We start from the raw sequence: 15,832 nt of genomic DNA on the forward strand, positions 1-15,832 counted from the left end.
AAATGTTAAGCCCACAAGCTATAGAAAAAATAGATTACGAACTGACAAAGTATCCAGCTGACCAGCGTCAAGCTGCGGTCATGAGCGCTTTGCGTATTGTGCAAACAGAGCTTGGCTGGTTATCAAAAGAAAGCATTACTGAAATTGCCCAATACTTACGCATGCCCGAAATTGCTGCGATGGAAGTGGCAAGTTTTTATAATATGTATGACTTGTCACCGGTCGGAAAATACAAAATCACAATTTGTACCAACATTTCATGCATGTTGCGCGATAGTGATGTAATTGTGAATCATCTAAAGTCAACTTTAGGCATAGGTTTTAATGAAGTGACAGCCGATGGAAAATTCTGCTTAAAAGAAGGTGAGTGTATGGGTTGTTGTGGTGGCGCACCTTTGATGCACGTTAACAATACTGACATGCATGAGTTTTTGACGGTAGAGAAAGTTGACGCAATTCTTGAGGAGCTTAAATAATGGCGACTCCTAACCCAGTGATTAATAAAACGGCGCTTCATAAACCAGTGGTTATGACTGATTTAAAAGGTCAAACCTTGGTGACCTTGCGGACGCTCACAGAAGAAAATCCAGCTTCTTTAGAAACCTATCTTAAGATCGGCGGTTACTCTGCGTTAAAACGTATCGTGACTGAAAAAACAAAAGCGACCGATATTATCACTGAAGTGAAAAACTCAGGTTTGCGTGGTCGTGGTGGTGCAGGCTTCCCAACAGGTCTTAAGTGGAGTTTTATGCCACGCTATTTTGATGGCACAAAGTATCTAGTCTGTAATACCGATGAAGGTGAGCCAGGTACATTTAAGGACCGCGATATTATTCGCTATAACCCACACCAATTAATTGAAGGTATGGCAATCGCTGCTTATACCTTGGGCGCGCGCGTAGGTTATAACTATATTCACGGTGAAATTTGGCAAGATTACGAGATTTTCGAAGCGGCTTTACACGAAGCAAAAGCCGCTGGCTATTTAGGTGAAAGAATTTTAGGCAGTGATTTCAGTTTCGATTTATACGCTGTTCATGGTTACGGCGCTTACATTTGTGGTGAAGAAACTGCACTGATTGAATCGATTGAAGGTAAAAAAGGTCAGCCACGTTTCAAGCCACCATTTCCAGCGAGTTATGGCGTGTTTGGTAAGCCTACCAATGTTAATAATACTGAAAGCTACACTTCTATCCCTTGGATATTAGAGCATGGCGGACAAGCATTTGCGGATTTAGGCGTGTCTAACTCTGGTGGTACTAAACTTTTCTCAGTGTCTGGTCATGTTGAAAAGCCTGGTAACTATGAAGTTAAAATGGGCATGCCTTTCAATGAGCTTTTAGAGTTAGCAGGCGGCGTTTGGAAAGGTCGTAAGCTAAAAGCAGTCATTCCAGGCGGACCATCAACACCAGTGATGCCAGCAGCAGCAATTATGGCAGCCACCATGGATTATGAAGGTTTAAGTAAAGCGCGCTCTAGTTTGGGCGCAGGCTCAATGATTGTGATGGATGAAACTACATGTATGGTGAAAGCTTTGCATCGTTTATCTTATTTCTTTTATGAAGAAAGTTGCGGTCAATGTACACCTTGCCGTGAAGGTACCGGTTGGGTTTATCGTGTGATAGACCGCATCGTGAACGGTAAAGGCAAAATGGAAGATTTAGATTTGCTAACTGATGTGAGTAACAACATTGCAGGTCGTACTATTTGTGCCTTAGGCGAAGCGGCTGCAACGCCGGTGTTAAGCTTCATTAAACATTTTAGACCAGAGTTTGAATATTATATTCAGCATGGTAAGAGTATGGTGGAAAGTCAATAATGTTAAATATTGAAATTGATGGCAAAGCGTTAGAAGTCGAACACGGCAGTACTATTATTGATGCTGCGGATAAGGCTGGTATTGCTATACCACGTTTTTGTTATCACCCAAAATTATCAGTAGCGGCTAACTGTCGTATGTGTTTGGTACAAGTTGAAAAATTCAACAAGCCGCTTCCAGCATGCGCAACGCCAGTAGCGGACGGTATGAAAATTTTCACGCGCTCTAAATCCGCCATTGAAGCGCAAAAGAGTGTAATGGAATTTCTGTTAATTAATCACCCGCTAGATTGCCCGATTTGCGATCAAGGTGGCGAGTGTGATTTGCAAGACATTGCGGTAGCTTACGGCACAAGTGGTTCACGTTACACTGAAGAAAAACGCGTTGTTTTCAACAAGAATATTGGCCCGCTAGTCAGCACTGATATGACTCGTTGTATTCAATGTACGCGCTGTGTGCGCTTCTTAAAAGAAGTCGGCGGTATGATGGAGTTGGGTATGGTCGGCCGTGGCGAGCATGCTGAAATTACCGCTTACGTCGATAAAAGTGTGAACTCAGAGCTGTCAGGCAATATCATTGATTTATGTCCTGTTGGCGCATTAACCAGTAAGCCTTACCGTTACTCAGCTCGAAGCTGGGAGTTGACACGTCGTCCAAGTATCGCGCCACATGATGGCTTAGGTTCACACATAGAAGTACATGTAAAAGACAATAAAGTCATGCGTGTATTGCCTCGTGAAAAAGAAAGTATTAACGAGTGTTGGTTGTCAGATCGTGATCGTTTCTCTTACGAGGGTTTGAATAGCCCAGACCGCCTCAAAGTGCCGATGATTAAACATAATGGCAACTGGGTGGAAACCGACTGGAAGACCGCGCTAGAGTTTGCTGCAGGTCAGATCAAAGACATTACCAATGAACATGGTGCAGAATCATTAGGTGTGCTTGTTTCGCCTAATAGCACTATGGAAGAGGGATATCTAGCTAAAAAACTGGCTGATGGCTTATGTTGTGGCAATGTAGATTACCGTTTGCGTCAAACTGACTTTAGGTTAGATGGCAAACGTTTAGGAACGCCATGGATGGGCTGCAATATTCAAGAGATTGAAGAGCTAGATCGTATTTTGGTCATAGGTTCAAACCTGCGTAATGAACATCCATTATTAGCTCAACGTTTCCGCAAAGCTGTAGCTAATGGCGCTGAACTTTCAGTGATAAGTCCACTGGATAATAATCCTCTAATGGATATCGCGCATAAAGTGATTGTGCGTCCAAATGATATGGTTAACGTGCTTGGCCAAGTGTTAAAAGCAATGTCTGGCTTGCAAAAGTTATCTTTATGCTTGCCGCCAACGCTTACCCAATTGCTGTCTGATATTAAAGTGCGTCCTAATACCCAAGCGATTGCTGAAAGCATGGCTGGGCATGGTGAAACTTATGATTTGATTTCACCTAAAGTCGGTATTTTCCTAGGCAACATGGCATTAAGCGACCCTAGATTTACTGAAATGTATAGTATGGCTGAAGCGATAGGTGGTATTTCAGGAGCTAAAGGCGGTATTTTGCCAGCGGCTGCCAATAGCACTGGTATGCATATGTTAGGGGTTATGCCTAACAGCACAGGCATGCATGCGCGTGCGATGTTGGAAGTGCCTCGCAAGGCTTATTTGCTTGTGAATATTGAGCCTGAACTTGATTGCCAGCATGCAGCTTTAGCTAAAGCTGCCATGGAAAAAGCTGAATGCGTTGTAGCCTTAACAGCGTTTAAATCAAAAGCTTTAGAAAATGCCGATGTATTGTTGCCAATTGCACCGTTTACCGAGACTTCAGGTACATTTATGAGCATGGAAGGTCGAGTACAAAGCTTTGTTGCCGCGACTAGACCATTAGGCGAATGTCGTCCAGCTTGGAAAGTATTGCGTGTTTTAGCCAATACTTTAGGTTTGCAGGGCTTTGATTATGAGACTAGTGAACAAGTTAAACAGGCTGCATTTGGCGGTGAGAAGCCATCTACAGTTGTTTGGCGTAGTTTGAACAATAACTTGAAAGAGTTAGTTGAAATTCAAATTAACATTAAAAAAGATGGTTTGCAGCGTATCGGTGAAGTGCCACAGTATGAGTCTGATCCGATTGTGCGCCGTTCAGAACCGTTGCAAAAAACCAAATACAACATTAAACCAATGGCACGTATGTGTGCAAGTCAATTAGCTGAGTTGGGCTTGATGGATGGTGACTTTGTTTCAGTTAAGCAAGATAAAGGCAGCGCTGTACTTACGGTGAAGCTGGATGAACACGTAGCTAAAGGTTGTGTGCGCGTAGCTGCGGCCCATGAAGATACCATTGGCTTAGGTGACTTGATGGGTGATATTACTGTTGAGAAATTATCACCTGAGCTACTCAAAGGTGATGCAATTGTTGCGGAGGCGCGAGCATGATTGCGTCATTTTTAGCACTATGCTCCAGTTTATTTGGTAGCTATTGGCCAGCAGTGCAATTGACTGTTTGGACTTTGATTAAAATCGTTGCAATTGTTGCGTCTTTAATGGCTGCCGTAGCCTATTTAACTTTGGCTGAACGTAAAGTTATTGGCTATATGCAAGTACGAATCGGACCCAATCGTGTGGGTTATTTTGGTTTACTACAACCGCTTGCAGATGGTTTAAAACTATTATTTAAAGAAATTGTTGTTCCTACAGCTTCTAATAAGACTTTGTTTTTACTAGGACCAGTATTAGCCATTGCGCCAGCCTTTGCGGCATGGGCGGTTGTGCCATTTGATGCTACTTTAGTTTTAGCTAATGTGGATGCTGGTTTGCTTTATATTTTAGCGATGACATCTGTGGCGGTTTATGGGGTGATTATCGCTGGTTGGGCGTCAAACTCTAAATATGCGTTTTTAGGTGCGCTGCGTTCTGCAGCGCAAATTGTTTCATACGAAATTGCCATGGGTTTTGCTTTGGTGGGCGTATTAATGTGTGCAAACACATTGAACCTAGGCAAAATCGTAATGGGTCAAGAGGGGGGGGGTTGGCATTGGTATTTCTTACCCTTATTTCCGTTATTCATCGTATATTTTATTAGTGCTGTCGCTGAAACTAATCGTGCGCCTTTCGATGTGGCTGAAGGCGAGTCAGAAATCGTTGCGGGTTTCCATGTGGAGTACTCAGGCATGGCATTTGCAGTGTTTTTCTTAGCCGAATATGCCAATATGATTTTGGTATCTATGCTCGCTGCCATCATGTTCTTAGGCGGATGGTTATCACCTGTACCATTTATTCCAGATAGTTTCTTATGGCTTTTAGCTAAAGTGGGCTTCTTGTTATTCCTATTCTTATGGTTTAGAGCAACTTTCCCTAGATATAGATACGATCAGATTATGCGCCTGGGTTGGAAAGTGTTTATTCCAATTACTATTGTCTGGATTGTGTTTGTAGGCGGTATGATGCAGACGCCATACGCATACTTATTCCACTAATTTGATTTAACTTACTTGATATTGACTTAAAAAATTTATGATCGCAAAAATTAAATCAACGCTTTCTAGCTTAATGCTGGTTGAGCTATTAAAAGGGATGGCATTAACAGGCCGCTACTTTTTTGCGCCTAAAATCACGGTGCAATATCCTGAAGAAGTAACGCCGCAATCCAACCGTTTCCGTGGCTTGCATGCCTTACGTCGCTATCCCAATGGTGAAGAGCGTTGCATTGCTTGTAAATTATGCGAAGCGGTATGTCCAGCATTAGCAATTACGATTGAATCGGAACAGCGTGAAGATAATACGCGCCGCACTACGCGTTACGATATTGATTTAACTAAGTGTATTTTTTGCGGTATGTGCGAAGAATCATGCCCAGTGGATTCTATTGTTGAAACGCGTATTTTTGATTATCACGGTGAACAACGCGGCGACTTACTCTACACAAAAGAGATGTTGTTAGCGGTGGGCGATAAACACGAGAAGCAAATTGCTGCTGACCGCGCGCTTGATAAATCATTTAGATAAAGAATTAAGATAAATATAAGAATTTAGGTAGAACCGAATCGATATGACCATTTTTGGCTTACATTTTCAAGACATTGTTTTTTATACGTTAGCAGCTGTATTGCTGTACGCGGCTATCAGCGTGATTACTACCCGCAACCCTGTATACGCTGCCTTGTACTTAGTATTGGCATTCTTCACAGCGGCTGGAATTTGGTTGCTATTGGAAGCAGAATTTTTAGCAATCGCACTGGTATTAGTCTACGTAGGTGCGGTGATGGTGCTGTTTTTATTCGTAGTGATGATGCTAGATATTAATTTAGATAAGTTACGCGAAGGGTTCTGGAACGCACTACCTGTGGCTTTGCCTGTTGGCGGTTTAATGGCAATAGAAATGGTAATGATTGTTGGCGTGCGTAACTTTGGCGCTGATAAAGTGGTTGCACCGCCAGCGCATGCCGCCGATTATAGCAATACTGCAGAGTTAGGTCGTGTCCTCTACACCGATTATTTACTACCATTTGAGCTTGCCTCAGTGGTGTTGTTAGTAGCGATTGTTGCGGCAATTGCACTGACATTGAGAGACAGAAAAGAAAGTAAATCAGTAGACCCGTCTCAACAAGTGCTAGTTAAAAAAGCCGATAGACTTCGCATCTTGAAAATGGATGCAGTAGTTGAAAAAGCTGAAGATGCAACTGTTACGCAGGAGGCTAAATAATGACAAATTTGACTGTAGGCTTATCTCATTACCTAATTTTAGGTGCGCTATTGTTTGCTATTAGCGTGATTGGCATATTTTTAAATCGCAAAAATGTGATTATTTTATTGATGGCGATTGAGCTAATGCTGCTCGCGGTAAATTTGAATTTTATTGCGTTCTCACATTATTTGCACGATATTGCAGGTCAAGTATTCGTGTTTTTTATCCTCACAGTCGCGGCGGCAGAATCTGCGATTGGCTTGGCGATATTGGTAGTGTTGTTCAGAAATCTACGCACAATTAACGTAGATGATTTAGATAGTCTAAAAGGGTAGCGAAAAGAATGACAATGCAACAAATTTATCTCGCTATTCCTCTATTGCCATTATTGGCGGCAATCATAGTCGGCTTGTTCGGTAAGCAATTGCCACGAGCCGCTGCGCATGTCGTCACAATATTAGGTGTAGGCGCTTCATTTGCTTTATCGGTTTACGTACTTAATGATGCGATGACCAGCGCGCCTTATAATGAAACAGTCTACTCTTGGTTAAAAAGTGGTAACTTCACTTTCGAGATTGGCTTCTTAATCGACAGACTTTCAGCCATGATGATGGTCGTTGTGACCTTTGTTTCGCTTATGGTTCATATCTACACGATAGGCTATATGCATGAAGATAAAGGCTATGCCCGCTTCTTTAGCTACATTTCATTATTTACTTTCTCAATGCTGATGCTAGTCATGAGCAACAACTTTATGCAGTTGTTCTTTGGCTGGGAAGCGGTTGGTTTGGTTTCTTACCTATTGATTGGTTTCTGGTACACACGCCCAACGGCTATTTACGCGAACTTAAAAGCTTTCTTGGTGAACCGTGTTGGTGACTTTGGTTTCTTACTTGGAATTGGCTTGGTATTGTTCCATTTCGGTAGTTTGGATTACGCAGCAGTATTTTCAGTCGCACCACAAATGGCGGATGTACAAATCAATCTTATAGGTAACGCACAGTGGTCATTAATGACTGTGACTTGTATCTTATTATTTATAGGTGCAATGGGTAAATCAGCACAAGTGCCTTTACATGTATGGTTGCCTGATTCTATGGAAGGTCCAACCCCAATTTCAGCATTGATTCATGCGGCAACCATGGTGACAGCTGGTATTTTTATGGTGGCACGTATGTCACCGTTATTTGAATTGTCTTCAACAGCACTTTCTTTCGTGATGATTATTGGTAGCATCACCGCACTATTTATGGGTTTCTTGGGTATTATCCAAAATGACATCAAGCGTGTGGTTGCTTACTCAACTTTATCTCAACTCGGTTACATGACCGTCGCGCTAGGTGCTTCTGCTTATTCAGTGGCGATATTTCACTTAATGACGCATGCCTTCTTTAAAGCTTTATTATTTTTAGGCGCAGGCTCTGTCATTATGGGCATGCACCACGACCAAGATATTCGCAACATGGGTAACTTGAAGAAATACATGCCTGTGACTTGGATTACCTCGTTAATTGGTTCATTGGCTTTAATAGGTACGCCATTTTTATCAGGCTTCTATTCAAAAGATAGCATTATTGAAGCGGCTAAAGCTTCTACTATCACTGGGAGCAGTTTCGCATATTTCGCAGTATTAGCTGGCGTGTTTGTGACAGCATTTTATAGCTTCCGACTATATTTCTTGGTGTTCCACGGAGCTGAAAAATGGCGTGCTGTCAAACATGACGTTCACCACGATGATGAACATGCTGCGCATGATCACCATCATGGTCTGGCACCAACAGATGATCCACATGAGCCAGGTTGGGTGATTAAATTGCCTTTAATTTTATTGGCAATACCATCATTAGCAATTGGCTATTTCGCTATTGAGCCTATGCTCTACGGTAATTTCTTCAAAGACATCATCTTTGTTGATTCTGCCGCGCATCCAGCTATGCATGAGCTGACACTCGAATGGCATGAAGTGATGCACAACGCTGCTGGCATGGCTTTGCATAGCTTTATGTCGTTGCCATTGTTGCTTGCGGCTTTAGGCGTTGCGGTAGCTTGGTTTTTCTATATGAAGCGACCAGATATTCCAGCAGCTATCCAAACTAAATTCTCTACTATTAATAAAATACTTGAGAATAAATATGGCTTCGACAGCTTTAATGAACGCGTATTTGCAGCAGGTTCGGTGTTTATTGGCAATAAACTTTGGCAAATTGGTGATGTAAAAATTATCGATGGAGCTATGGTCAATGGCACTGCTAAATTAATCGGCAAACTTTCAGGCATCGTTCGGAAGTTACAAACAGGTCTTATTTATCACTATGCATTTGCCATGATTATTGGCGTGTTTTTAATGCTTACATTCTTTAATAAAGTATAAAAAATGTTGAATTACTTTAGCTCGGACTATTTTTTTAGTCATATCCTAAGCTACTCTATTTGGGTGCCCGTGTTGGCAGGTATCGCTGTATTGTTTACCGCTAACGATAACAAGCCAGACACCACTCGCTGGGTTGCGCTTATCGGTGGTCTTGCAGCCTTTTTGGTTACGATTCCACTTTACACCCACTTTAATTTCGCCGATGGTGGCTTTCAGTTCCAAGAGGGTTTTAGCTGGATTCCAGCGTTTCATATTAACTATCATCTAGGTGCGGATGGTATTGCAATTCCATTGATTATGCTCACAAGTTTTACCACAGTGATTGTTATCATATCGGCATGGCAAGTGATTGAGAAACGTGTTGCCCAATACATGGCAAGCTTCCTCATAATGAGCGGATTGATGATTGGCGTATTCAGTGCATTAGATGCTATTTTGTACTATGTATTCTGGGAAGCGATGTTAATACCAATGTTCTTAGTCATTGGTATATGGGGCGGTCCAAACCGTGTATATGCCACGATTAAGTTCTTCTTATACACATTATTAGGTTCATTATTAATGTTAGTGGCGTTCATCTACTTATATATGAATACCAACAGCTTTGAAATTGTCGATTTTTACAATTATCAAATGCCGCTAAATGTGCAAATATTGATTTTCTTGGCTTTTTTTGCAGCTTTTGCCGTAAAAATTCCAATGTGGCCAGTGCATACATGGTTGCCAGATGCTCACGTGGAAGCCCCAACAGGTGGTTCTGTAGTATTGGCTGCAATTGCACTTAAGCTCGGCGGATATAGTTTTTTACGTTTTGCCATGCCAATCGCGCCTGATGCGGCGCATTATTTATCTGGCTTCATGATTATCTTGTCATTAATCGCCATTGTTTATATCGCATTGGTTGCATTAGTGCAAAAGGATATGAAGAAACTCATTGCTTACTCATCTATTTCACACATGGGTTTTGTTACGCTGGGTTTTTTCATATTCAACAACCTCGGTCTTGAGGGTGCAATAGTTCAAATGGTCTCGCACGGTTTTATCTCTGCGGCTATGTTCTTGTGCGTGGGCGTTCTGTATGACCGCGTACACAGTCGTGAAATTAAGTCTTATGGAGGCGTAGCGAATACCATGCCCACTTTCGCGGCATTTGCAGTATTGTTTGCCATGGCGAATAGTGGTTTGCCTGGTACATCTGGCTTCGTAGGCGAGTTTATGGTGATTCTAGGCGCTATTCAAGAGAACTTCTGGTATGCATTCTTAGCTTCATTCACCTTGATTTTTGGTGCGGCTTACACCTTATGGATGGTGAAGCGCGTATTTTATGGTGAAATTGCTAACGCTAAAGTGGCTGCGCTTAAAGATTTAAACCAACGCGAATTCTTAATTTTAGCGATATTAGCCGTCATGGTATTAGCTTTAGGTATTTACCCACAGCCGCTCACTGATATGACAAATGCATCAGTGACACAACTTCTTTCTCATTTAATGCAAAGTAAGCTACCTGTAGGTATGCCGTCAGGTCTATAAGTCATGGAAAATATTAGTTACGACCTTATCACAGCTTTACCTGAAATCGTCATCGTATGTATGGCGATGTTTATTTTGCTAACAGATTTGTTTCTAAAGCCTGCTAATCGCATAGCGATTTACTTGCTGGCCCAAGTTACCTTATTGGTTGCGGCTTACATCACTTTCACTACTCACGTACCAAGCGTTAGCTATGCATTTACTAATACTTTCGTAGACGATGCAATGGCGGATGTATTGAAGCTGATGATTTATTTAGGGACTTCATTAATCTTTATTTATAGCCGCCAATATCTACAGCAACGCGATATGTTTCGCGGTGAGTTTTATGCCTTAACCCTATTTTCGGTCGTCGGTATGATGATTATGGTGTCAGGCCAAAGCATGCTAACGCTATATATAGGTCTAGAGTTGTTATCATTAAGCCTATATGCATTAGTCGCGCTTGACCGTGATAACGCCAAGGCAACCGAAGCGGCAATGAAGTATTTTGTTCTAGGCGCATTAGCGTCAGGTATGTTGCTGTACGGCATGAGTATGATTTATGGCATGACAGGTAGTCTGAATATTGCCGAAATAAGTAATGCATTAATTGGCGCTAATCAATTGCATTCTGTATTGATTTTAGGTTTGGTGTTTATCGTCTCAGGTCTCGCTTTCAAGCTAGGTGCAGTGCCATTCCAAATGTGGGTACCCGATGTTTATGAGGGTTCACCAACTGCAATGACCATGTTGATTAGCTCAGTGCCTAAGCTGGCGGCATTTGCATTCGTAATTCGTTTATTAGTACAAGCATTGCCATCATTAGCCATCGACTGGCAGCAAATGCTCGTGTTCATGGCGGTGTTGTCCATTATTATTGGTAATGTCACAGCAATCGCACAAACCAACTTAAAGCGTATGTTGGCGTACTCAACCATTTCACATGTTGGCTTTATGATGTATGGCTTGATGAGCGCTAGTACAAATGGTTTTGTATATGCCATGTTTTACATTGTTAGTTATGTACTCATGACGCTAGCTGGTTTTGGCATGATACTTTTACTCTCACGCAAAGGTTTTGAAGCCGATAAAATAGAAGATTTGAAAGGCTTAAACCAACGCAGCCCATGGCATGCATTTTTAATGCTTATCGTGATGTTTAGTATGGCCGGTATACCACCAACTTTAGGTTTTTATGCGAAATTTACGGTGTTACAAGCGGCGTTACAAGCTGGCTACTTATGGCTAGTTGTGTTTGCCGTATTAATGGCCGTTATTGGTGCATTTTACTATTTACGTATTATTAAAATGATGTATTTCGATGATCCTGTAGATCACAATCCAATCGCAGCGCCTATAGATATGCGCATTGTGTTGGGAATCAACTCAATGGCATTATTAATAATTGGTTTGATGCCTGAAAAATTGATGGAGCTTTGTATTTACGCCATCACCAGAAGTTTAAGTTAATTTTAATACCGTTAAACTTTCACTAGTTGTTTGCCTTTCCTCTTAAACAATCAAAATAAATTTCAAGCTAGCTTAACCGATTAAGCTGGCGTTCTTAATAGCAAAAATATACAAAAAGTACTTGTATATTTTTGCTTGTCATTCAAAATAGAAACAGGGTAAACCCAATTTATACATAGTATTTAAAGGTTTCTATATGCGCTTAGATGACAAACGTGAAAGTAGTAACGTTGAAGATAGACGTGGCAGTGGTGGTGGCTTGCCTATTGGCGGTAAAAGCATAGGGCTAGGCACAATCGCAATTGCCTTAGTCGCCATGTATTTCGGCGTTGATCCTTCGGTTATACTAAATATGGGGCAAGGCCTGCAACAACAAGCGCCAATAGAAGCTAAACCCATTCCAGCCGATGACCCAATGGCGAAATTCGTAGCTAAAGTTCTTGCTAGCACCGAAGACACGTGGGGGAAGATTTTTGAAGCCTCTGGTCAACAATATCCTGCACCAAAATTAGTCTTGTTCAATGGTCAAACCTCAACTGCTTGTGGCTCCGGCCAAGCTGCAATGGGCCCTTTTTATTGCCCGGGTGATCAAAAAGTCTATATTGATCTAGCCTTCTATAATGAAATGAAAACGCGCTTTCATGCCCCAGGTGATTTTGCTCAAGCTTATGTAATTGCGCATGAAGTTGGTCATCACATTCAAAACATCACTGGTATTTCAGATAAAGTCCAACAAGCGCGTCAGAGTGCGCGTAGCGAGGCACAATCGAATCAATACTCCATCAGGTTGGAGCTACAAGCAGATTGTTTTGCTGGCGTTTGGGCTAATCGTGCAGATGGCGCAGACCGCATTTTAGAAGCTGGTGATGTGGAGGAGGCGATGACGGCTGCAGCTGCGATTGGTGATGATGCCTTGCAAAAACAAGCACAAGGTTATGCCGTACCAGATAGCTTTACACACGGCACATCGGCACAACGTACACGTTGGTTTAATGAAGGTTTAAGCAACGGTGATGTTAAAAAGTGCGATACTTTTAGCGCCTCGTCTATTTAGCAACTATTAATTTAACTTCGGTAATTTAATCCAAAATATTTTATGCAAACGCTAGACCATGATTTAACAGAACACTGTATTGATTCGCAGACCATTGCTTCAGGGGGCATGCTCACGGTTAAACGTGATCAAGTACGTTTGCCAAATGGCCATACTAGTCAACGCGAATATGTAACGCATCCCGGCGCAGTATTGGTTATTCCCATTCTGCCTAATGGCAATATAGTGTTAGAAAAACAGTTTCGCTACCCCTTACATCAGGTCTTTATTGAGTTGCCCGCAGGTAAAATCGACGCGGGTGAAAATCCCTTAAATACTGGCAAGCGTGAGCTTGAAGAAGAAACAGGCTATACAGCAAGCCATTGGGTGAGCTTAGGCTGCCAGCATCCTTGTATTGGGTACTCCAACGAAGTGATTCATACTTACTTAGCACATGGATTGATTGCTGGTGAGCATCTTCGCGATGATGATGAGTCTTTAATTGTTTATGAAGATACTTTAGTCAACTGTTTGAACATGATACATACGGGTGAAATCACCGATGGGAAAACCATTATTGCCCTGTTTCTGGCAGAGAAATATTTGGCGCTTAACCCTAATTTAATCCAGCCTGAATAGAAAAATCCATGGCAAAAGTATTGATTGTTGGTTGTGGTGATTTAGGCGGTACGGTTGCTAAGCAGTTAGCGGCTATTGGCAATGAAGTAACGGGCGTTAGACGGAGTAAAGTGGCCATTAGTGGCGTGAATATTATTCAGGCTGATATTACCGACGCTCATACTTTAGAGGTTCTTAATCCAATAAAGCCAGATATTCTTATCTATTGTGTGGCGGCAAATGGCCAATCAGATGAACAATATAAAGCACATTATGTCGATGGACTTCGTCATGTATTAGCTACGCAAGCTGAAAACAAAAACCTTAAACACGTATTTTTTGTTTCTAGCACGCGCGTATACGGGCAAAGAGCCGATGCACTTTTAGACGAGTCCATACCTGCGATAGCCGCAGACTTTGGTGGTGAGCGCTTGCTAGAAGCAGAGGCATTGTTAGATACGCTCCCTTGTAGTTCTACGGTCTTAAGGTTATCTGGTATTTATGGTGCGGGACGTTTGCGTATGATTAACTTAGCGAAATCCCCACAAAATTGGCCCGCACAAAATAGTTGGACTAACCGAATTCACAAAGATGATGCGGCAGCATTTATGGTGTTTTTGGTACAAAATGTGTTGGCAAACAAGCATATTGCAACTTGCTATATCGTGGCTGATTCAAAACCTACTAGTCAATATGAAGTGTTAAGTTGGATTGCAAATCAGATGCAAGCGAGAAATAACGTTACAGCGCCGACAATAGAAGGTGGTAAACGTTTGAGTAATCATTTAATGTTAAGCACTGGTTTTCAATTGCAATATCCCAATTATATGGCGGGTTATCAGGCTCTTTTGGTTGCGACTCACAATACGGGTTCTGATTTAGCATGAGATTCTTAGCTATTTTTAATTTATTTTTCTATGGTTTGTTTACAAGCCCAGCTTTTGCTCAAGAAGATTTCAATGTTTGGCTTAATGACTTGACACAGGAGGCTTTAAGCGTAGGCGTGACTGAAAAAACTGTTAGCGATGCCGTTAATCATATCGAAATATTACCCAATATTATTCAGCTTGATCGCGATCAGCCAGAGTTTGTTAGCCCGTTTCTTGATTATTATCAGCGTCGTGTAAATGCATTAAAGATTAATGAAGGTCGCAAACTCCTTGTTCAACATGCCGATCTGCTGGATAGGGTCGAACAGCAATACGGCGTACCAAAGGCCTTATTAGTAGCGTTTTGGGGAATGGAAAGTAATTATGGCCGCTATCAAGGCAATATTGATACCTTATCCGCCTTGGCTACCTTAGCATACGATGGGCGACGCGCCAGTTTCTTTCGCAATCAACTCATCGATGCAATGCGTATGGTAGATGCTGGTAATGCTAATGTGGAGCAATTTATAGGTTCATGGGCCGGCGCTTTCGGCAATATGCAGTTTATGCCTACTACTTTTATTACTTATGCGGTTGATGGGGACGGTGATAAAAAAATAGATGTCGTCAACTCTTATGCTGATGCGTTTGCATCAGCAGCCAATTATTTATCTCAAGTTGGTTGGAAAAATGGTCAACCTGCAATGCTAGAAGTGCAATTACCTGCAGATTTTGAATGGCAAAAGGCTCAATACACGTTAAGAAAACCTATAAGTGAGTGGCTTAAGTTAGGCGTAACTACTATGCAAGCAGGCAACCTATCTGCTGCAGGTGGATTGACACAGGCTAGGAGTGCAAACATAAAAATAAAAACCAAAAAATATCAATCAAACATACATCAGATTAACTTTAAATCAAAAAAAACTACAGCCTCTATCGTTAGGGATCAGCCTGTTCGTGCGATAAAATCTACACTGCCTAATGTGTCAGGGCAGGCCGCTATTATCTTACCTCAAGGTTGGCGCGGCCCAGCTTTTATGGTGTTTGATAATTTTGATGCAGTCATGGATTGGAATCGCTCAATCAATTATGCGCTATCGGTTGTGCAATTAGCTAAACGCCTCAATGGTGAGCCGCATATATTAGGCGGTCAATTTGCCGAGCTTGGCGCCTTATCATTTCAGCAAATGAAAGCATTGCAAGTTGAGCTAAATAATCATGGATTTGATGCTGGAGAGCCAGATGGCTTTCCTGGGGTTCGTACGCAAGAAGCCGTGAGAGCTTTTCAGCTAACACAGCGCTTACCTGCAGATGGTTATGCCAGCCCAAATATTTTTAATTATCTAAAGGCGGCGCAGTGATAATATTAATCTAGAATTAAATGCATATTACCTATGATTTGTTATTTGCGCCAAAGTCCACAATCAGCTAAAATCGCGCTCTGTTTGAAATTACACAAA

14 protein-coding genes are annotated in these 15,832 nt (G+C 41.9%); all 14 read left to right on the forward strand.

Annotated elements, in window-relative coordinates; all coding sequences use genetic code 11:
- The first annotated feature begins 2 nt into the window (after positions 1–2).
- The 14 genes from nuoE (at position 3) to PSV17_RS03495 (ending at position 15,733) form a co-directional block, all read left to right on the forward strand.
- Entirely contained in the window at positions 3–476 is a 474-nt protein-coding gene (gene nuoE / locus PSV17_RS03430; protein WP_300479715.1) for an NADH-quinone oxidoreductase subunit NuoE, read from the forward strand.
- 53 nt (positions 477–529) lie between these two features.
- A complete protein-coding gene (nuoF, locus tag PSV17_RS03435) occupies positions 530–1,819 on the forward strand; it encodes an NADH-quinone oxidoreductase subunit NuoF (protein WP_300479970.1) in 1,290 nt (429 codons plus the stop codon).
- Positions 1,819–4,251, forward strand: a complete 2,433-nt coding sequence (nuoG, locus tag PSV17_RS03440) for an NADH-quinone oxidoreductase subunit NuoG (protein ID WP_300479717.1) — start codon at positions 1,819–1,821, stop codon at positions 4,249–4,251. The genes nuoF and nuoG overlap by 1 nt, the downstream gene beginning before the upstream one ends.
- Positions 4,248–5,291: an NADH-quinone oxidoreductase subunit NuoH gene (gene nuoH / locus PSV17_RS03445; RefSeq protein WP_300479718.1), complete on the forward strand. Its 1,044-nt coding sequence runs from the start codon at positions 4,248–4,250 to the stop codon at positions 5,289–5,291. The genes nuoG and nuoH overlap by 4 nt, the downstream gene beginning before the upstream one ends.
- 37 nt (positions 5,292–5,328) lie before the next feature.
- Complete coding sequence (gene nuoI, locus PSV17_RS03450) at positions 5,329–5,820, forward strand: NADH-quinone oxidoreductase subunit NuoI (protein ID WP_300479720.1); 492 nt, start codon at positions 5,329–5,331, stop codon at positions 5,818–5,820.
- Between the two features lie 43 nt (positions 5,821–5,863).
- Positions 5,864–6,517, forward strand: coding sequence for an NADH-quinone oxidoreductase subunit J (locus tag PSV17_RS03455; protein WP_300479722.1), 654 nt, complete (start codon positions 5,864–5,866; stop codon positions 6,515–6,517).
- Positions 6,517–6,834, forward strand: coding sequence for an NADH-quinone oxidoreductase subunit NuoK (gene nuoK / locus PSV17_RS03460; RefSeq protein WP_300479724.1), 318 nt, complete (start codon positions 6,517–6,519; stop codon positions 6,832–6,834). The genes PSV17_RS03455 and nuoK overlap by 1 nt, the downstream gene beginning before the upstream one ends.
- Positions 6,835–6,842: 8 nt before the next feature.
- Positions 6,843–8,870 carry an NADH-quinone oxidoreductase subunit L gene (gene nuoL / locus PSV17_RS03465; RefSeq protein ID WP_300479726.1) on the forward strand — a complete coding sequence of 676 codons (2,028 nt, stop codon included), beginning with the start codon at positions 6,843–6,845 and terminating at the stop codon, positions 8,868–8,870.
- Between the two features lie 3 nt (positions 8,871–8,873).
- Positions 8,874–10,400, forward strand: a complete 1,527-nt coding sequence (locus PSV17_RS03470; RefSeq protein ID WP_300479728.1) for an NADH-quinone oxidoreductase subunit M — start codon at positions 8,874–8,876, stop codon at positions 10,398–10,400.
- A 3-nt stretch (positions 10,401–10,403) separates the two neighbouring features.
- The gene (gene nuoN, locus PSV17_RS03475; RefSeq protein WP_300479730.1) at positions 10,404–11,852 is read left to right on the forward strand and encodes an NADH-quinone oxidoreductase subunit NuoN; all 1,449 of its coding nucleotides are present in this window, start codon (positions 10,404–10,406) and stop codon (positions 11,850–11,852) included.
- Between the two features lie 196 nt (positions 11,853–12,048).
- Entirely contained in the window at positions 12,049–12,906 is an 858-nt protein-coding gene (locus PSV17_RS03480) for a neutral zinc metallopeptidase (RefSeq protein ID WP_300479733.1), read from the forward strand.
- A 42-nt stretch (positions 12,907–12,948) separates the two neighbouring features.
- Entirely contained in the window at positions 12,949–13,524 is a 576-nt protein-coding gene (locus PSV17_RS03485; protein WP_300479736.1) for an NUDIX hydrolase, read from the forward strand.
- Positions 13,525–13,532: 8 nt separating this feature from the next.
- Positions 13,533–14,390 (forward strand): NAD-dependent epimerase/dehydratase family protein, encoded by an 858-nt coding sequence (locus PSV17_RS03490; RefSeq protein WP_300479738.1) that lies wholly within the window; start codon positions 13,533–13,535, stop codon positions 14,388–14,390.
- Positions 14,387–15,733: a lytic murein transglycosylase gene (locus tag PSV17_RS03495; protein ID WP_300479740.1), complete on the forward strand. Its 1,347-nt coding sequence runs from the start codon at positions 14,387–14,389 to the stop codon at positions 15,731–15,733. The genes PSV17_RS03490 and PSV17_RS03495 overlap by 4 nt, the downstream gene beginning before the upstream one ends.
- Positions 15,734–15,832: the final 99 nt, after the last annotated feature.

Source organism: Methylotenera sp. (assembly GCF_029946165.1).
Taxonomy (GTDB): Bacteria; Pseudomonadota; Gammaproteobacteria; order Burkholderiales; family Methylophilaceae; genus Methylotenera.